Origin of the sequence: Pseudonocardia sp. EV170527-09 (assembly GCF_008369905.1) — a bacterium.
Taxonomy (GTDB): Bacteria; Actinomycetota; Actinomycetes; order Mycobacteriales; family Pseudonocardiaceae; genus Pseudonocardia.
Genome location: NZ_VRMC01000033.1, coordinates 18,354 through 37,477, shown reverse-complemented (window position 1 = coordinate 37,477; position 19,124 = coordinate 18,354). Strand labels below are relative to the sequence as shown.

General features: G+C 75.6%; 12 protein-coding genes and 1 pseudogene. 11 read left to right on the top strand and 2 right to left on the bottom strand.

Going from position 1 to position 19,124, the window contains the following annotated elements; translation table 11 throughout:
* Positions 1-34: 34 nt before the first annotated feature.
* Positions 35-184: pseudogene (locus FVA95_RS34320) on the bottom strand (polyketide synthase docking domain-containing protein); the annotation flags it as partial.
* A gap of 130 nt (positions 185-314) precedes the next feature.
* A complete protein-coding gene (locus tag FVA95_RS12690) occupies positions 315-1,346 on the bottom strand; it encodes a GDP-mannose 4,6-dehydratase (RefSeq protein ID WP_020627527.1) in 1,032 nt (343 codons plus the stop codon).
* Positions 1,347-1,547: 201 nt separating this feature from the next.
* On the opposite strand from FVA95_RS12690, the gene FVA95_RS12685 reads away from it, so the two are divergent.
* The 11 genes from FVA95_RS12685 (at position 1,548) to recD (ending at position 19,117) form a co-directional block, all read left to right on the top strand.
* A complete protein-coding gene (locus tag FVA95_RS12685) occupies positions 1,548-3,311 on the top strand; it encodes an ABC transporter ATP-binding protein (protein ID WP_193564343.1) in 1,764 nt (587 codons plus the stop codon).
* Positions 3,308-5,335 carry an ABC transporter ATP-binding protein gene (locus FVA95_RS12680; RefSeq protein WP_149664394.1) on the top strand — a complete coding sequence of 676 codons (2,028 nt, stop codon included), beginning with the start codon at positions 3,308-3,310 and terminating at the stop codon, positions 5,333-5,335. The genes FVA95_RS12685 and FVA95_RS12680 overlap by 4 nt, the downstream gene beginning before the upstream one ends.
* A 29-nt stretch (positions 5,336-5,364) precedes the next feature.
* A complete protein-coding gene (locus tag FVA95_RS12675) occupies positions 5,365-6,153 on the top strand; it encodes a thioesterase II family protein (RefSeq protein ID WP_149664393.1) in 789 nt (262 codons plus the stop codon).
* Complete coding sequence (locus tag FVA95_RS12670; protein ID WP_149664392.1) at positions 6,150-6,569, top strand: DoxX family protein; 420 nt, start codon at positions 6,150-6,152, stop codon at positions 6,567-6,569. The genes FVA95_RS12675 and FVA95_RS12670 overlap by 4 nt, the downstream gene beginning before the upstream one ends.
* Positions 6,570-6,841: 272 nt before the next feature.
* Positions 6,842-7,327, top strand: a complete 486-nt coding sequence (locus FVA95_RS12665) for a peroxiredoxin (RefSeq protein WP_149664391.1) — start codon at positions 6,842-6,844, stop codon at positions 7,325-7,327.
* Positions 7,328-7,367: 40 nt separating this feature from the next.
* Entirely contained in the window at positions 7,368-7,967 is a 600-nt protein-coding gene (locus FVA95_RS12660; protein WP_149664390.1) for a TetR/AcrR family transcriptional regulator, read from the top strand.
* Positions 7,968-8,067: 100 nt separating this feature from the next.
* Positions 8,068-8,727: a heme oxygenase (biliverdin-producing) gene (locus FVA95_RS12655; RefSeq protein WP_149664389.1), complete on the top strand. Its 660-nt coding sequence runs from the start codon at positions 8,068-8,070 to the stop codon at positions 8,725-8,727.
* A 62-nt stretch (positions 8,728-8,789) separates the two neighbouring features.
* Positions 8,790-10,211 (top strand): SDR family NAD(P)-dependent oxidoreductase, encoded by a 1,422-nt coding sequence (locus FVA95_RS12650; protein WP_193564342.1) that lies wholly within the window; start codon positions 8,790-8,792, stop codon positions 10,209-10,211.
* Positions 10,212-10,257: 46 nt separating this feature from the next.
* Positions 10,258-13,635, top strand: a complete 3,378-nt coding sequence (recC, locus tag FVA95_RS12645; RefSeq protein ID WP_164514857.1) for an exodeoxyribonuclease V subunit gamma — start codon at positions 10,258-10,260, stop codon at positions 13,633-13,635.
* Positions 13,632-17,111 (top strand): UvrD-helicase domain-containing protein, encoded by a 3,480-nt coding sequence (locus tag FVA95_RS12640; RefSeq protein WP_205015837.1) that lies wholly within the window; start codon positions 13,632-13,634, stop codon positions 17,109-17,111. Before recC ends, FVA95_RS12640 begins: the two co-directional genes overlap by 4 nt.
* Positions 17,108-19,117 (top strand): exodeoxyribonuclease V subunit alpha, encoded by a 2,010-nt coding sequence (recD, locus tag FVA95_RS12635; protein WP_193564341.1) that lies wholly within the window; start codon positions 17,108-17,110, stop codon positions 19,115-19,117. Before FVA95_RS12640 ends, recD begins: the two co-directional genes overlap by 4 nt.
* Positions 19,118-19,124 lie beyond the last annotated feature (7 nt).

Below are 19,124 nucleotides of genomic sequence, written 5' to 3'. Positions count from 1 at the left end.
CGTCGGACAGCATCCGCCACAGCGCCTCGGGACCGTCCACCCCGCCGGGGTAGCGGCAGCCGATGCCGACGACCGCGATCGGCTCGTGCGCGGCTGCCTCGACGTCCTGCAGCCGCTTGCGGGTGCGTCGCAGATCCGCGCTCGCCCGCTTCAGGTAGTCCCGGAGCTTCTGTTCGTTGTCCATCGCGAGGCACACCCATCTCGAGGTACGGCGGACTCACGCCTGCGCGGCGGTGCCGTGGTCGTCTGTGGACTGCGGGGCGCTCGCCGGCCGCGTTCGGGGGGCGGGGGCGGCGGCCGCGGGCCTGCGCGGATCACCAGGACATGGCGGGTACCAGGTCGCCGTAGCTGTCCTCGCGCCGGAGCTGCGCCAGGTCGGAGTCGACCATCATCCGCATCAGCTCGGGGAACGACGTCACGGGCGTCCAGCCGAGCGCCGCCGTGGCGCGGGTGGTGTCTGCGCACAGCACCTCGACCTCGGCCGGACGCACCAGCGCGGGGTCGACCACGACGTGGTCGCGCCAGTCCAGCCCGACGTGCTCGAAGGCGATGCGCACCGCGTCCCGGACCGAGTGCATGACCCCGGTGCCGATCACCCAGTCGCCCGGCTCGTCCTGCTGCAGCATCGCGTGCATGGCCTGCACGTAGTCCCCGGCGAAGCCCCAGTCGCGGACCGCGTCGAGGTTGCCCAGGTGCAGCTTCTCCTGCCGGCCCGAGGCGATCCTGGCCGTCGCGAGCGAGATCTTGCGGGTCACGAACTCCGTGCCGCGGCGCGGGGACTCGTGGTTGAACAGCATCCCGGACACCGCGTACATGCCGAAGGACTCGCGGTAGTTGCGGGTGATGCAGTGGCCGTACACCTTCGCGACGCCGTACGGGCTGCGTGGGTGGAACACCGTCGACTCCGACTGCGGGGTCTCGGCGGCCTTGCCGAACATCTCCGACGACGAGGCCTGGTAGAACCGGATCCCGCCGCCGTCCGAGCCCCGCGACCCGGACAGGCCGCCCACCATCCGGATGGCCTCGAGCATCCGCAGCACGCCCATGCCGTTCACCTCGGTGACCAGCTCGGCCTGCTGCCAGGACATCGGCACGAACGAGATCGCGCCGAGGTTGTAGACCTCGTCGGGCTGCACCCGGTCGACCACCGACACCAGGCTGGCCTGGTCCAGCAGGTCGCCGTACTCGAAGGACAGGTCGGCGGCGAGACGACTGATGCGGGACTGGCGCGGGTTCGACTGCCCGCGGACCAGACCCCACACGTCGTAGCCCAGCGACAACAGGTACTCGGCGAGGTAGGAACCGTCCTGCCCGGTGATCCCGGTGATCAACGCGCGCCTCGGCATGGGGTCGTCTCCCTCCGACGTGTGGTGGGTGTCCCCCACTCCGGCGGCGACGGTAGGTTCGCGCCGACTAGTGATTCGTCGAGACATGACCGGTGCGCCGCACCGTGCTCTGGGGATTTCCGGGCCGCCGCCGTGGTCGGGTGCACGCGTCCGTTCCCCGCGACTCGCTCGCCGGGCCCGCCGTGCCGGAGAGGGACACCCGTGGTCCGAGATCTCGTCCTGTTCCTGCGCACCGGCCTGCGGCCGTACCGGCTCACCGTCGCCGGGATCGTGCTGCTGCAGCTGGTGCAGACCGCCGCCGTGCTGACGCTGCCCACCCTCGCCGCCGCGGTCATCGACATCGGCATCGTGCGTGGCGACGTCGGGTTCGTCGGCCGCATCGCGGTCGTGATGGCCGCGGTGGCGGTGCTGCAGGTCGTGTCGTCGGTCGCGGCCCAGTGGCTCGCCGCCCGGGTCGCCGCGCAGCTCGGCTACGACCTGCGCACCGCCGTGGTCTCGCGGGTGCTGTCGCTGTCGGTCCAGCAGGTCGGCCGGTTCGGTGTCCCGTCGCTGATCACCCGCTCGGTGAACGACGTCCGGCAGGTGCAGCAGCTGTGTCTGGCCCTGTTCGACGTCGCGGTGACGGCCGTGGTGATGTCCCTGGGCGGGCTGGCGCTGGCGACGGCCCTGGACCCGTGGATCGGGCTGGTGCTGGTCGGGCTCTTCGTGGTGGTGGCGGTGACGATCGGGCGGCTGCTGGTGCAGATGTTCCCGCTCTACGACCGGCTGCAGACCGCGACCGACCGGGTCAACCGGATCCTGCGTGAGCAGATCGCCGGGGTGCGGGTGGTCCGGGCGTTCGTGCAGGACCGCCGCGAGCACGCGCGGTTCGCCGGGGCGAACCGTGAGCTCCACGACCCGGGGCTGCGGCTGGGCTACCAGATGGCGACCTTCCCGGCGCTGGTCACCCTGGTGATGAACGTGTTCGCGGTCGGCCTGGTGTGGCTGGGGGCGGGCCGGGTCGACGCCGGGCTCATGCCGCTGGGTGTGCTGACGGCGGTCCTGGGCTACCTGGCGCTGATCGTGCTGTCGATGGTCATGACGATCGTCGTCATCACCGGCGCGGCCCGGGCCCGCACCTCGGTCGCCCGGCTGACCGAGGTGCTCGACGCCCCCGTCCCCGAGCAGCCCCGCGTCCCGTCGTTCCCGACGGTCGGGCCGGCCGCCGGCGGCCGGGTGGAGCTGCGCGGGGTCGGGCACGTCGCCCCGGGCGCCGAACGTCCGATGCTCGACGGTGTCGACCTGACCGTCGCCCCCGGCGAGACGGTCGCGGTGCTCGGCGGGACCGGCAGCGGGAAGAGCACCCTGTTGTCGCTGGTCGTGCGGCTGCTCGATCCGACGTCGGGCAGCGTCCGGGTGGACGACGTCGACGTCCGGGAGATGGACCCCGACGAGCTGGCCCGCCGGGTCGGCCTCGTGCCGCAGACCGCGCAGCTGTTCGCGGGCACCGTCGCCACGAACCTGCGGTTCGGCGCCCCCGCCGCCACCGACGAGCAGCTGTGGGACGCGCTGGCCGCCGTCCGCGCGGACGAGCTGGTGCGCGGCCTCCCGGACGGGCTGGAGTCCGCGGTCTCGCCGGACGGCCGCAACCTCTCCGGTGGACAGCGACAACGGCTCGCGCTGGCCCGCACGCTGCTGCGCAGGCCACGCGTCTACCTGCTCGACGACTGCTTCTCCGCCCTCGACACCACCACCGAACGCGAGGTGCGTGCCGGGCTGGCGGCACGGACCGGCGGCGCGCCGGTGCTGCTGGTCACCCAGCGGGTCGCCACCGCGGCCACGGCGGACCGCATCGTCGTCCTCGACGGAGGCCGGATGGTGGCCTGCGGTGACCACGACACGTTGCTGCGCGAGGACCCGGTCTTCGCCGAGATCGTGCGGTCCCAGCAGGCCGTGGCCGAGCCGGTCGTCGGGGGCCTGCGATGAGCGACGGCACGACGGAGGTCACCGCGCAGGACACCGCGGAGGACACCGCAAACGGCACCGCGGACGGCACCGCGGACGGCACGACGCGGTCCGGGGGCCCCCGCGCGACGGCGAGGCGGGTCGCGGGACTGTTCGCCGCGCACCGCGCCGCGGCCGCACTGATCGTCGGACTCGGGCTGGTGGCGACGGCGACGAACCTGCTGGGGCCCGTGCTCCTGGGGCGGGCGACCGACCTCGTCGCGGCCGGGCTGATCGGTCGCTCGGTGGGTCCGGACACCACCAAGGAGCAGGTCGTCGCGGGGCTGCGGGCGTCCGGGGACGAGACTCTCGCCCAGGTCGCCGGGACCGTCGACTTCACCCCCGGAGCGGGCGTCGACATGGCCGCCCTCGCCGCGGTCCTGACCCTCGCCGCGGTGCTGTTCGTGGGCTCGGCGCTGCTGGCCCGCTGGCAGGGCCGGGTCGTCGCGCGGGTCGTCCAGCGGATCCTGTTGGACCTGCGCGAACGTCTCGCCCGCAAGATCAGCCGGATGCCGCTGGCCGAGCTCGACCGCACCCCGCGCGGTGATCTGCTCAGCCGGGTCACCAACGACGTCGACAACCTGCAGCAGTCGCTGCAGCTGGCCGTCGGCCAGCTCTTCGTGACGGTGGCGAACGTCGTCGGGGTGGTCGTGGTGATGGCGGTGCTGTCCCCGACGCTGGCCGCGGTGGTCGTGGTCGCGGTGCCGGTCGCCGCGGTGCTGGCCGCACGGGCGGCGCGTCGCGCGCAGCCCCGGTTCGCCGAGCTGTGGCAGGCGACCGGCGCGGTCACCACGCACGTGGAGCAGGCCTACGGCGGGCACGCCCTGGTCAGCTCGATGCGCCGCCAGCAGGCCGTCGCCGAGGAGTTCGACCGCCACAACCGGGCGCTGCGCGAGGCGGAGCGACGCGCCCAGGCCGTGACCGGCACGATCGAGCCCAGCACCCGCTTCGTGACCGACCTCGCCTACGTCCTGGTCGTCGTCGTGGGCGCCCTGCAGGTCACCGCGGGTGCGATGACGATCGGCGGCGTCCAGGCGTTCACCCAGCTCGTGATGATCTTCAGCAGGCCGGTGGTGAGCCTGGCCGGGTTCTCCGCGCAGATCCAGTCCGGACTGGCCTCGGCCGAGCGGGTGTTCGCGCTGCTCGACGCCCCCGAGCAGTCCGCCGACCCGGTCGACCCGGCCCGGCCGGCGACGGTGCGCGGGCTCGTCGAGTTCGACCGGGTGGGCTTCCGCTACCGCCCCGACACGCCGCTGATCGAGGACCTGTCCCTGCGGGTGGAGCCCGGCTGCACGGTGGCGGTCGTCGGTGCGACCGGTGCCGGGAAGACGACACTGGGCAACCTGCTGCTGCGCTTCCACGAACCGCACGCCGGGCGGGTGCTGCTCGACGGCGTCGACGTCGCGACGATGGCCCGCGACGAGCTGCGGCGCATGATCGGCGTCGTGCCGCAGGAGCCGTGGCTGTTCGGCGGCACGATCGCCGAGAACATCGCCTACGGCCGTCCGGACGCGAGCCGGGAGGAGGTCGTGGCGGCGGCGCGGGCCACCTGCGTCGACGAGATGGTGCGCCGGCTCCCCGACGGCTACGACACCGTCGTCGACGTCGACCGGCCCGGGGTCAGCGCCGGTGAGCGCCAGCTGATCACGCTGGCCCGGGCGTACCTGAGCGACCCGGCGGTGCTGCTGCTCGACGAGGCGACCAGCTCCATCGACACCCGCACCGAGGTGCTGGTGCAGGAGGCGATGGCGGCGGTGCGGCGCGGCCGTACCGGGTTCGTCATCGCGCACCGGCTGTCCACCGTGCGCGCCGCGGACCTGATCGTCGTCATGGACGCCGGACGGATCCTCGAGCGCGGCTCGCACGCCGAGCTCCTCGCCCGGGGCGGGGCCTACGCCCGGCTGCACGCCGCCGGGACGACCGCCGACGACGCATCTGGGGTTTTGCCCGGAGCCACCGGGGTTGACTCCGGGCAGGGGGACGGCGCGCAGATCCGGACCCCGTGAGGCGGTACCCGCACCCGCGAAGGGACGAGATGACCACGAGCACCGAGAGCCGACCGGCCGGCGACCCGATCCCGGACGACGGCACGACGCCCTGGATCCGCCGCTACCACCCGACCCGGTCCGCGACACGGCGGCTCGTGTGCTTCCCGCACGCCGGCGGGTCGGCCAGCTACTTCCACCCGGTCTCCGCCCGGTTCCCCGACGACGACGTGGTCGCGCTGCAGTACCCGGGGCGGCAGGACCGCCGGCACGAGCCGTGTGTCACCGACATCGAGGAGCTCGCCGACCTGATCGCCGCCGAGCTGTCGCGGCTCTCGTCGCTGCCCACCGTGTTCTTCGGGCACAGCATGGGGGCGACGCTGGCCTTCGAGACCGCCTGGCGGCTCGAGCGCGACGGAGCGGGCCCCGGCTCGGTGGTGGTCTCCGGCCGCCGTGGACCGACCACGAGCCGTGACGAGGCCGTGCACGAGCTCGACGACGACGGCGTCCTCGCCGAGATCACGCTGCTCGACGGCACCGACTCCGCGGTGCTCGCCGACGACGAGGTCCTCCGGATGTCGCTGCCCGCGATCCGGGGCGACTACACCGCGATCGAGGGGTACCGCTGGACCCCCGGCCGGACGCTGTCCTGCCCGCTGGTGTCGCTCACCGGGGACGCCGACCCGCGCACCACCGTCGAGGAGGCCGCGGCGTGGTCGGAGGTGGCCACCGGGGGCTTCCGCTCCCGGGTGTTCCCCGGCGGGCACTTCTTCATCGCCGCGCAGGCGGCCGCGGTCCAGGCCGAGCTCGCCCGCGAGCTGGACGGCGTGGCCCGGTGAGCCGGCCGGCCGCCGTCGCGCTGTGGGTGCTGCAGGTGGTGCTCGCGCTGGTGTTCGTGGGCTCGGCGGTCGGGAAGCTCACCGGCGACCCGGCGATCGTGGCGGTCTTCGACGCGCTCGGTCCCCTGGCCTGGCTCCGCTACCCGGTCGCGGTGGCGGAGATCGTCGGCGCGGTCGGGCTGCTCGTCCCGGCGACGACGGCACTCGCCGCCGCCGCGCTCACCCTGCTGATGCTCGGCGCGGTGTCGGTGCACCTGTTCGTCGCGGGTGGGTCCGTGGTCCCCGCACTGGTCGTGCTGGTGCTGTGCGCGGTGACACTCGTCGGCCGCCGGAAGGATCTCCTGCGTCCGGTGACCGCCGGGCGGACGGGACCCGCCGGCGGGGACGCACAGTCCGGAGGCCCCCTCCGCCGTTGACGCGGTGCCACCGGGTCGACCGGGAGGACGCTGGTCGCCCCGCGCCCGGAGGACCGGCCCGCCGTGCCGGTGGACCGCACCGGCCTCGTACGCGGCCCGCCGTGCTCTCCGACCGCACGGTTCCGTCCCGTGCGGCGGCCCCGGCACCCGTGCGGCGCCCGCGGGTACCCGACAGCCGGGGTGTGACGACGGCGCCGGGCCGGGCGGGGCGCAGCGGTGGCGGACTAGGGTCGGTCCCGACCACTCCACCCCGTCGCACCAGGAGGAACCCCGTGGCTCTCGCCGCCGGTGACCAGATCCCCGACGTCACCCTGATGACCCCGTCCGCCGAGGGCCCGAAGCCCGTGCAGAGCGCCTCGGTGCTCGGCACCGGAACCGTCGTGCTGTTCGGTGTGCCCGGCGCGTTCACCCCGGCCTGCTCCGACACCCACCTGCCCGGCTTCGTCCTGCGCCGCGACGAGCTCAAGGCCAAGGGCGTCGACACCGTGGCCTGCACCTCGGTCAACGACGCGTTCGTCCTGGAGGCCTGGGCCGAGTCCCGCGGCGCCGGCGACGCGGTACTCATGCTCGCCGACGGGAACGGCGACTTCGCCAAGGCCGCCGGCCTGGACATGGACGGCTCGTCGTTCGGGCTCGGCACCCGCTCGAAGCGCTACGCCGCGATCGTCACCGACGGCGTCGTGCGCTGGATCGGTGTCGAGGACGTCCCGTCCTCGGTGGACGTCTCCGGCGTCGAGTCGGTGCTCGCGCAGCTCTGAGGTTCCGGGCCGACCGGCACGCGGGCCTACACTGGCCCGCGTGCCGAAGGTCCTGGGCTCGCTCGCCACGCACCGCGAGCAGGTCCGTGAGCGCGTGTTCGACGCGCTGCGTGTGCAGCTCTACGAGCGCGGCTTCGACACGGTGACCCTGTCCGGGGTCGCCTCGGCCGCCGGTGTGGGGCGTTCGGCGCTCTACAACCACTTCCCCGACCGCCAGGCCCTGCTCGTCGCCTTCGTCGAGCACGAGGCGCAGCGCTACGTCGCCGACCTCGACGCCGCGCTGGCCGATGCGCCGGGCCCGCGCGAACGACTCGCCACCTTCGCCCGGCTGCAGCTGCGCCGCCTCGCCGAGTTCCACCTCCCGCCCGGCCAGGCACTGGCCGGCGCGCTCGACCCGGCCGCCTACCGCCGGATCGCCGCGCACGCCGACCCCATCGGGGACCGGCTGGTCGCGGTGCTGCGCGAGGGCGCGGCCGCGGGCTACATGGTCGACGACGACCCCCGGGTGCTCGCCGCCGTCGTCGCCGGGGCGCTGTCGAGCAGGCGGATCGTCGACGTCGACCCGGCCGAGCTCGACGCCACGGTGGAGACCGCGGTCGCGGCCGTGCTGCGAGCGGTCTCGACGGTTGCGCGCGACTGAGGCTAGCCTTACTCGTGTTCGCGCCCTAGCATCGTGATCTGACACGGTGTCAGATCCGGCGCCGTGCCGTCGCACCAGACGTCACGTCACGGGAGGGCCGATGGCCGCCACGACCCCCATCGCGGGCACGCTGTCCGCCGATCTCCGCCAGGCCACACGGGCGGTGCACGAGCAGGCACACCACTCGTCCTACTTCGCGGCCCTGTTCGACGGCGGGCTACCGCTGGATGCCTACACCCTGCTCGCCGAGCAGTACGTCGCGATCTACACCGCGCTGGAGGCGGCCGGGGACGTCCTGGCCGCCGACCCGCTCGCGGGCCCGTTCCTGATCGACGAGCTGCGCCGGGTACCCGCGCTGCACGCCGATCTCGACGCCCTGGGCGGCGGGGTCCCGCGTGTCCTGCCGGCGACCGCGGCCTACGTGGCGCGGCTGCGTGAGACCGCGGCGGACCCGGCGCTGTTCGTCGCGCACCACTACGTCCGCTATCTCGGCGACCTCACCGGCGGCCAGGTCGTGGGCAAGCTCCTGCAGCGCACCTACGGCATCGACGGGCCGGGGCGGCTGTTCTACGACTTCACCGCCCTGGGCAATCCCTCGACGTTCCGGGCCCGTTACCGCACCCTGCTCGACGAGGCCCCCTGGACCCCGGCGCAGCGCGAGCGCCTGCTCGCCGAGGCGGTGCACGCCTTCGAACTGAACATCGCCGTCTTCACCGAGATGGCGCAGGAGGTCGGGCTCGGTCAGCCGCTGGCGTCCTGAGCCGGAATCGGGGGAACTAGGATCGACGCCCGTCCCCCGACCACGATCCCAGGAGTGTCCCGGTGTCCAGCCCCGGCATCGACCCGGACGAGCTCGCGACCGCGCTGAAGGTACTGGCCCAGGTCGACGAGCTGCCACCCGAACACCCCGACGCCGTGGCCGTCCGACGGGCGACCGCCGGGATCTGGAAGTCGGTGCGGCTGCGGCGTCGCGCGGAGAAGCGCCAGGCCGAGAAGTCCTCCGACGAGGCCGTCACCGCCGCCACCGCGACCGGCGCGGCCGGACGCATCGACGACGAGACCGCCGGGATCCCGCTGGTGTCGACCACCCCCGGCGCGACGGCGGGGACGCTGCACCGCGCCCGCGGCTGCTACGTGTGCAAGACGCGCTACACCGTCGTCGACGCCTTCTACCACCAGCTGTGCCAGGACTGCGCCGCCGCGCACCGCGCCCACCGCGAGGCCCGCACCGACCTGACCGGGCGCCGCGCACTGCTCACCGGCGGCCGCGCCAAGATCGGGATGTACATCGCGCTGCGGCTGCTGCGCGACGGTGCGCACCTCACGATCACCACCCGCTTCCCGCGTGACGCCGCCCGGCGCTTCGCGGCGCTGCCCGACTCCGAGCAGTGGCTGCACCGGCTGCGGGTGATCGGGGTGGACCTGCGCGACCCGGCCCAGGTCGTCGCCGTCGCCGACGAGGTCGCCGCCGCCGGCCCGCTCGACATCCTGGTGAACAACGCCGCACAGACGGTGCGCCGCTCCCCCGGTTCGTACTCCGCGCTGGAGGCGGCCGAGCAGGAGGAGCTGCCCGCGGGCGAGCTGCCGGAGATCGTGTCGTTCACCAGCGCCTCGCGCGAGCACCCGGTCCTGCTCGCCGGGGCGGTCCCGGGCGGACGGGACCTGGCCGCGCTGGCGACGACGGCCCGTTCGGCCTCGCCGGAGCGAATGGCCGACGGCACCGCGGTCGACGCGGGCGGGCTGCTCCCCGACACCGCGGCGGTCAACAGCTGGGTCGACCACGTCCAGCACGTGGACCCGCTCGAGCTGCTCGAGGTGCAGCTGTGCAACCAGACGGCGCCGTTCGTGCTGGTCTCGCGGCTGCGCCCGGCGATGGCGGCGTCGAGCGCACGCAACAAGTACGTCGTGAACGTCTCGGCGATGGAGGGGGTGTTCGGCCGCGGCTACAAGGGGCCCGGGCACCCGCACACCAACATGGCCAAGGCCGCGCTGAACATGCTGACCCGCACCAGCGCCGGGGAGATGTTCGCGACCGACCGGATCCTGATGACCGCGGTGGACACCGGCTGGATCACCGACGAGCGCCCGCACCCGATGAAGCTGCGCCTGGCCGAGGAGGGGTTCCACGCCCCGCTCGACCTCGCCGACGGTGCCGCCCGGGTCTACCACCCGATCGTCGCCGGGGAGGCCGGCGAGGACCTGCACGGAGTGTTCCTGAAGAACTACCGCGTGTCGTCCTGGTAGAGGGGTCCGGCCGTCCCTGTCGGGGGTCGCCGCTACCGTGCGGTCCGTGCTGGAGATCCATCGGGCCGAACGCGCCGACACCCTCGTGGAGGCGCTCGCCGACGTGCTGGCGGTCGGCTCGGGTGACCCGTTCGCGGCCGAGACCGTCGCGGTCCCCGAGCGCGGGGTGGAGCGCTGGCTCGCCCAGCGGCTGGCACACCGGCTCGGTGCGGGGCCGGGCAGCGGCGGGGTCTGCGCGAACGTCCGGTTCCCGGCCCCGGCCGCGCTGCTCGGCGGGGTCGTCGCGCACGTCACCGGCACCGACCCGGTGACCGACCCGTGGTCGCCCGGCCGGTCGGTGTGGCCGCTGCTGGAGCTGATCGACGAGGCCGTCGCCACGTCCGGGGACGACCGGTTCACCGCCCTGGCCGCGCACCTGGAGCGTGGCGGGCACGGCCGCCGCTACGCGCTCGCCCGCACGCTGGCCGGGCTGTTCGGCTCCTACGCCACCCACCGCCCCGAGCTGCTGCGCCGCTGGCGCGCCGGGGAGGACGCGGTGCCCGCCGACCTGCGGTGGCAGCCCGAGCTGTGGCGGCGCCTGCGCGCGGCACTCGGGGTCTCCGGTCCCGCCGAACGGCTCGACGAGGCGGTGGCCCTGCTGCGCGAGGGCGCCGACCCGGGGCCCGAGGTGGGGCCGCGGCTGTCGTTGTTCGGCCCGACCCGGCTGGCCGCCGAGCACCTGGCCGTCCTGGAGTCCCTCGCGGCGCACCGGGAGGTCCACCTGTGGCTGCCGCACCCGTCGCCGGTGATGTGGGACGCGGTGCGCGCCGGGCGTTCGCCGGGGGTGCCGTCGCGTGCCACCGACACCAGCGCCGAGGCGGTCCGTCACCCGCTGCTGCGCTCGCTCGGCCGCGACACCCGGGAGCTGGCGTTGCGGCTGCCCCCGGCCGGGCCCGCGGTGGCCGACACCCACCACCCGGCCCCCGCCGACACCGGCCCGCCGACGCTGCTGCGCCGCCTGCAGGCCGCGCTGCGCGACGACGCCGTGCCGCCCGCCCCCGCGGACCGTCCGCTGCTCGATCCGGCCGACCGCAGCGTCGCGCTGCACTCCTGCCACGGCCCGGACCGGCAGGTGGAGGTGCTGCGTGAGGTGCTGCTCGGGCTGCTCGCCGCGGACCCGGACCTGGAGCCGCGCGACATCATCGTCATGTGCCCGGACATCGAGGTGTTCGCGCCGCTGATCACCGCCTCCTTCGGTCTCGCCCCGGACGCGGACGCCCCGGACGGCGCGGGCCCGTCCCGGGAGGAGCTGCACCCCGGGCACCGGCTGCGGGTGCGCCTGGCCGACCGTGCGCTGCGCCAGGCGAACCCGCTGCTGGGCACCGTGTCGTCGCTGCTGGAGCTCGCCGGGTCCCGGGTCAGCGCCTCCCAGGTGCTCGACCTGGTCGCCTCCGCCCCGGTGCGGCGCCGCTTCCGCTTCGACGACGACGCGCTGGAGCGGCTGTCCGAGCTGGTCACCGCGGCCGGGGTGCGGTGGGGGCTCGACGCCGCGCACCGCCGGCCCTACCGGCTCGAGGGGGTCGGGCAGAACACCTGGCGGGCCGGGCTGGACCGGATGCTCGTCGGCGTCGCGATGGCCGAGACACCGGGCGCCCCGGCCTGGCTGGGCACCGCGCTGCCGCTGGACGAGGTCGACTCCTCCGACGTGGACCTGGTCGGGCGGCTCGCCGAGTTCGTCGACCGGCTCGCGACCGTGCTCGGTGCGCTGCGCGGCCCGCAGCCGCTGTCGGCGTGGGTGGACGCGCTGGTCGAGGGACTGTCGGCGCTGACCGACACCACCCCGACCGACGCCTGGCAGGCCGGGCAGGCGCGCGCGGAGCTGGCCGACGTCGTCGCCTCCGCGGGGCCGCAGGCCGCCACCGTCGACCTCGACCTGCCCGACGTGCGCGGTCTGCTCGCCGAGCGGCTGCGCGGTCGGCCCAGTCGGGCGAACTTCCGGACCGGCACGCTGACCGTCGCGACGCTGGTCCCGATGCGGGCCGTCCCGCACAAGGTGGTGTGCCTGCTGGGCTGCGACGACGGGGTGTTCCCCCGCGCGGGCGCCCCCGACGGGGACGACGTGCTGGCCCGGGATCCCGTCGTCGGCGAGCGCGACCCGCGCGGGGAGGACCGCCAGCTGCTGCTCGACGCGATCTGCTCGGCCACCCGGCATCTGGTCGTGGTGTCCTCCGGCGCCGACGAGCGCACCGGGGCCGACCGACCGCCGTCGGTACCGGTCGGGGAGCTGTGCGACGCGATCGACACCTGCGTGCGGACCACCTCCGGCACCCCCGCCTCACGGGCGCTGCGGGCCCGGCACCCGCTGCAGCCCTTCGACCGGCGCAACTTCACCCCCGGCGCGCTGCTGGCCGACGGGCCGTTCAGCTTCGACCGGGCGGCTCTGCGCGGCGCCGAGGCCGCGGCCGGGCCGCGCACCGTGACCCCGCTGTTCGGTGCGGACCCGCTGCCCCCGCCGGAGGACCCGCCGGACGGGGTGGTCGAGCTCAACGAGCTGGTCGCGTTCGTCGAGCACCCGGTGCGGGCGTTCCTGCGCCAGCGGGTGCGGGTGCTGCCGCCGGAGGAGAACGTCGAGCCCGACGACGCGCTGCCGGTCGAGCTCGACGGCCTGGCCACCTGGAAGATCGGTGACCGGCTGCTGACCGACCGGCTCGCCGGGGCCGCACCGCAGGCCGTGGCGCGGGCCGAGACGCTGCGGGGGGACCTCCCGCCCGGCGGGATCGGCCACCGGGTCCTCACCGAGGTCGGCGGGCAGGTCGAGCCGCTGGTCGCCGTCGCCGCGACGGTCGCGACCGGCGAGGCGGGCTCGCAGGACCTCGTCGCGCAGCTCACCGGCACACCCGAGGACGGCCGCGCCGTCGCCGGGACGGTGCCGGGCCTGCACGGCGACGTCGTGGTGCGTGTCGAGTACTCGCGGCTCAAGGCCAAGCACCGGCTGCGGGCCTGGGTGCAGCTGCTCGCGCTCACCGCCGCACACCCCGGCCGGTCCTGGACGGCGGTGACCGTCGGCCGCGGCCCCGGCGGCGCCGCCCGCTCGATGCTCGGCCCGGTCGACCCCGGCCTGGCCCGTCGCACCCTGGCCGACCTGGTCGCGCTGCGCCGCGAGGGACTGCGGGCGCCGCTGCCGCTGCCGACCGACGCCGCCGCCGTCTACGCCCGCAACCGCGCCCGCGGGGTGGTCCCCGCCAACGCGTTCGCCGCGGCGGAGAGCGAGTGGTCGCGCTTCGAGCACGCCGAGGCCCCGCACGTCTTCGTCCGGGGCGGCGCGGGCGGCCCGCTGGTCGTCCGTCCCGAGCCCGGCTCCGGCGACGAGCCCACCCGGTTCGGGGAGCTCGCCGTCCGGTTGTGGGCACCGCTGCTCGACCACGAGAGGCAGGACGCGCCGTGAGCACCACGAGCCTGCTGTCGGCACCGACCTTCGACGTCGACGGCCCGCTGCCGACCGGCACCGTCGTGCTGGAGGCGAGTGCGGGGACGGGCAAGACCTACACGATCGCCGCGCTCGCGACCCGCTACGTCGCCGAGGGCGTCGCGGACCTGGACCGGCTGATGCTGGTCACCTTCGGCCGCGACGCGACCCAGGAGCTGCGCGAGCGGGTCCGGGAGCGGCTGGTGGGCACCGAGCGGGCGCTGGCCGCGGTGCTCGCCGGCGCCGCCCCGCCGACCCGCGACGCCGACCCGGTGGTCGCGCACCTGGCCGCCACCGACCCGGCCGAGCTGGAGCGGCGCCGGGCCCGGCTGGCCGTGGCCTCGGCGTCGTTCGACGCGGCCACGATCGCGACCACCCACCAGTTCTGCATGCAGATGCTGGCGGGGCTGGGCGTGGCCGGTGACAACGACCCGGACGCGGAGTTCGTCGACCACGTCGACGACGTCGTCACCGAGGTCGTCGACGACTTCTACGTGCGCAAGTACGCCGCGCCGAACGCGGGCCGCCCGGCGTTCGACCGGGCCGCGGCGCTGGCGTTGGCCCGCCGCGCCGTCGGCGACCCGCAGGCCGAGCTGGAGCCCCGCGACGCCGACCCGACCACCCCGGCCGCCACCCGGTACGGCTTCGCCTCCGCGGTGCGCCGCGAGGTCGACGCCCGCAAGCGGCGCGCCCGCATCTACAGCTACGACGACATGCTCACCCGCCTCGCGACGGCGCTGCGCGACCCGGTCCGCGGCCCGGCCGCCCGGGAACGGCTCCGGTCGCGGTTCTCGGTGGTGCTCGTCGACGAGTTCCAGGACACCGACCCGCTGCAGTGGGAGATCCTCTCCCTGGCCTTCCACTCCGCCCCGGGCACCACCCTGGTGCTGATCGGCGACCCGAAGCAGGCGATCTACGCCTTCCGCGGCGCCGACGTGCACAGCTACCTGCGGGCCGCCGACGCGGCGGCGACGAAGCGCACCCTGTCGACGAACCGCCGCAGCGACGCGGCGCTGCTCACCGCGCTGGACGGGGTGTTCGGCGAGGCCACCCTCGGCGACCCGGGGATCGTCGTCCACCCGGTCCGGGCCCACCACACCGGGCGGCGGCTGACCGCCCGGCACGACGCCCCGCTGCGGCTGCGGCTGGTCGACCGGGACCGGCTCGACCTGACCGGGCGCGGCCTGGCCCGGGCCAAGGGCGCCCGCGCGGTCGTGGCCCGCGACGTCGCCGTCGACCTGTCGCAGCTGCTCGACGGCACCGCCCGCTTCGCGGGGGACCAGCTGCGCCCCGGCCAGGTCGCGGTGCTGGTGCGGACCAACGCCCAGGGCCTGCTGGTGCGGGACGCCTGCGCCGAGGCCGGGGTGCCCGCCGTGCTCACCGGCACCAGCAGCGTGTTCACCACGCCGGTCGCCGCGGAGTGGCTGACGCTGTTGGAGGCCGTCGAGCAGCCGCAACGCTCGATGCGGCTGCGCGCCGCCGCGCTGACCCGGTTCGTCGGGCACACCGTCGCCGACCTGTGCGGGCCCGACGCCGAGGGACTGGTCGACCAGCTCGGCGCGGACCTGCGGGCCTGGCACCAGGTGCTCGCCGAGCGCGGGGTCGCCGCGTTGCAGGAGGCGGTGTTCGCCCGCTACGCCCCCGCCGAACGTCTGCTGCGCAGTCCCGACGGCGAGCGCGACCTCACCGACGTGCGCCACGTCGGCCAGGTGCTGCACTCCGCGGCGCTGGAACGACACCTGGGCCCGACGGCCCTCACCGAGTGGCTGCGGCACCGGATCGGCGAGGCCGCCCGCGACACCTCGGCCGAGCGGAGCCGGCGGTTGGAGTCCGACGCCGACGCCGTCCAGATCGTGACGGTGCACCGGTCGAAGGGGCTCGAGTTCCCGGTGGTGTACCTGCCGTTCGCGTGGGACCGCTGGGTCGACGACCGGCCCGAGACGCTGCTCTACCACGACACCCCGCCCGGCTCCGACGGTCCGCGACGGCTGCTCGACGTCGGCGGGTCCACCGGCCCGGACCGCACCCGGCGCACCGCGCTGCACCAGGCCGAGGAGGCCGGCGAGGACCTCCGCCTGCTGTACGTGGCGCTCACCCGCGCCTGCAGCCAGGTCGTCGCCTGGTGGGTCCCCGGGACCACGACGGCGGCGTCGTCGCTGCACCGGGTGCTGTTCGGGCACGCCGGGCCCGGCGCGGATCCGGAGCCGACCGCGAAGGTCCCCGGCGACGCGAACGCGCTGGCGTTCCTGCGGGAACGGCTCGCCCCGGCCGGTGCGTCGGTGGAGACCGTGAGCGACCGCGACCCCGTCGAGCGCACACCGGTCCCGCCGGACGCCGAGCCGGCCGTCGCGACGTTCTCCCGCACCCTCGACACCGCGTGGCGGCGCACCTCCTACACCGCGCTGACCGCGGCGGCGCACGCCGCGCACCACCCGCACCCGGCCGTCGACGCCGAGGCGGAGCCGGTCGCGACCGCACCCGGGGTGCTGACCGAGCCCGAGGACGAGGGCATCGTCGACGAGCCCGACGCCACTCCGCTCACCGGTGCCGGCGGGGGCACCGCGCCGGACGCCGCCGACCCGGCCGCGTTCCCCTCCCCCATGGCCGACCTGCCATCGGGCACCGGGTTCGGCACCCTGGTGCACGCCGTGCTGGAGCACCTCGACACCACCACCGCGGCCGGGGGCGACACCGCACTGCGCGCCGAGGTCGTCGCGCACGTCACCGAGGAGCTGCGCCACCAGCCGGCCGACCTCGATCCCGACGAGCTCGCCGACGCACTCGTCCCGGTGCTGCGGACCCCGCTCGGGCCGATCGCGTCCGGGCTCGCGCTGGCCGACGTCGCCCCGGGTGACCGGCTGTCCGAGCTGGACTTCGAGCTGCCGTTGTGCGGCGGGGACACCCCGACCGGGCGGCTCACCCTGTCCGGGCTGGCCGCCGCGGTCCGCAGGCACCTCGGGCCCGATGACCCGCTGCACGGCTACGCCGACCTGCTCGACTCCCCCGACCTCGCCGGGCAGCCGCTGCGCGGCTACCTGACCGGCAGCATCGACTCGGTGCTGCGGATCCGCGACGGGGCCGGGCAGCGGTTCCTCGTCGTGGACTACAAGACGAACTGGCTGGGCCCGACCGGCCCGTCCGGGCGCGACCCGCTGACCGCGGCGCACTACACCGCCGACCGGCTGGCCACGGCGATGGCCGACGCGCACTACCCGCTGCAGGCACTGCTCTACGCCGTCGCGCTGCACCGCTACCTGCGCTGGCGGCTGCCCGGCTACGCCCCGGACACCCACCTCGGTGGCGTCGGCTACCTGTTCCTGCGTGGCATGTGCGGGCCGGACACCCCGGTCACCGGGTCCGGGCCGCTGGCCGCGCCCTGCGGTGTCTTCGCCTGGCGGCCACCCGCCGCCCTGGTCGAGGAGCTGTCGGACCTGCTGGACGGAGGCACCCCGTGACGACGACCGCACCCTCCACCCCGGCACCGACGGCAGCACCGGCCCCCGAACGGGACCCGTTCGGCCCACGCGCCGCCCGCACCGCGACGGGGGTGCTCGCCGCGTTCAACGAGGCCGAGATCCTCGCACCGGGAGACATCCACGTCGCCCGGCGGCTCGCCGCCCTCGGCGGGCGCGGTGACCCGACCGCCGCCGACGACCCGGCCACCGCCGAACCCGAACCCGTGGTGCTGGCCGCCGCGCTCGCCGTCCGCGCGATCCGCAACGGCTCGGTGTGCGTGGACCTGGCGAGCGCCGCGGACACGACCGCCGGCGAGGGCGAGGTCGCCGTCGACGTGTCCGGGCTGCCCTGGCCGGAACCCATGGCGTGGCGCGCGGCGTGCGCGGCGAGCCCGCTGGTCGCCGTCGGCGAGGACGGTCCCGCCGCACGGCCGCTGCGCCTGCTCGGGGACCTGCTCTACCTGGAGCGCTACTGGCAGGAGGAGGAGCTGGTCCGGCGCGAGTTCACCGCACGCGCCGGACCGGTGGCGGCCGTCGACCCCGACCGGCTGTGCGCGGCGCTGGACCGGCTGCTGGGCGACCCCGGCGCCGAACGGCAGCGCCTCGCCGCCGCGGTCGCCGCGCTGCGACCGGTCGCCGTGATCGCCGGTGGCCCCGGCACGGGCAAGACGACGACGGTCGCGGCGCTGCTCGCCGTCCTGCACGACCTGCACCGCGCGACCGCCCCACCGGGGGCGCCGGCTCTGCGGGTGGCGCTCGCCGCGCCGACCGGGAAGGCCGCGGCCCGGCTGACCCAGTCCGTCGCCGAGGCCCACGGGCGGCTGCCGGAGACCGACCGGGCCGCCGTCGCGGGGGCGACCGCGTCGACACTGCACCGGCTGCTCGGCTCGCGGGGCACCTCGGGCCGGTTCCGCCACCACCGCGGCAACCGGCTGCCGCACGACCTCGTGGTCGTCGACGAGACGTCGATGGTGTCGCTGACGATGATGGCGCGGCTGCTGGAGGCCGTCCGCCCGGACGCCCGGCTGGTGCTGGTCGGGGACCCGGACCAGCTCGCCTCGGTGGAGGCCGGCGCGGTGCTCGGCGACCTCGCCGCCGCGGGCGGCCGGGCCGAGCCCGCGCTGCAGGACGCACTGGCCGCCTGCGGCGCGTTCCGCGTGGACCGGCCCGTCCCGGCATCCGGTACCGCGGGCACGCCGGCACCCGCCGAGCCCGGACCGCCCGTCGTGGTCCGCAACGGGGTGGTGCGGCTGGAGCGCAACTGGCGCTTCGGCGGCACGATCGCGGACTTCGCGGCCGCCGTGCAGGACGACGACGCCGACACCGCCGTCGCCCTGCTGCGACGCGGCGCGGCCGACCTGTCCTTCGTCGACGGCGACGCGGCCGAGATCGAGCCGTCCCGGCTGGACACCTTCCGCCAGGACGTGGTCCGGGCCGCGGTGGACGTGATCGGTGCGGCCGATGCCGGGGACTCCGCACGGGCGCTGCGGGTGCTCGACGACCACCGCGTCCTCTGCGCGCACCGCCGCGGCCCGCACGGGGTGACCCGCTGGACCGCGGAGATCGAGCGGTGGATCGAGACCGAGCGTCCCGGCTTCGCCGCCGAGGCCCCCTGGTACCCGGGTCGTCCGTTGCTGGTCACCACGAACGACTACGACCTGGGGCTGTTCAACGGCGACACCGGGGTCGTGGTCCGGACCGCGTCCGGGCGGCGCGCGGTGTTCGCCCGGGACAACTCCTCGGTCGCGTTCGAACCGGCCCGGCTCGGTGGTGTCGGTACCGTCCACGCGATGACGGTGCACCGCAGCCAGGGCAGCCAGTTCCGGCGGATCACCGTCGTGCTGCCGCCCGCGGACTCACCGTTGATGACCCGCGAGCTGCTCTACACCGCCGTCACCCGGGCGAAGGAGTCCGTGCGGATCATCGGCACCGAGGAGGCGGTGCGCGCCGCGATCGGCCGCCCGGCCGGGCGTGCGAGCGGCCTGCAGCAGCGGCTCGGGACCTGAGGTCCCG

Bases quoted from the DNA above. Each gene is read 5' to 3' on its own strand.
- FVA95_RS12655 (WP_149664389.1), top strand. From the start codon at position 8,068: ATGGCCGCCACGACCCCCATCGCGGGCACGCTGTCCGCCGATCTCCGC.
- FVA95_RS12690 (WP_020627527.1), bottom strand. From the start codon at position 1,346: ATGCCGAGGCGCGCGTTGATCACCGGGATCACCGGGCAGGACGGTTCC.
- FVA95_RS12675 (WP_149664393.1), top strand. From the start codon at position 5,365: ATGACCACGAGCACCGAGAGCCGACCGGCCGGCGACCCGATCCCGGAC.
- FVA95_RS12680 (WP_149664394.1), top strand. From the start codon at position 3,308: ATGAGCGACGGCACGACGGAGGTCACCGCGCAGGACACCGCGGAGGAC.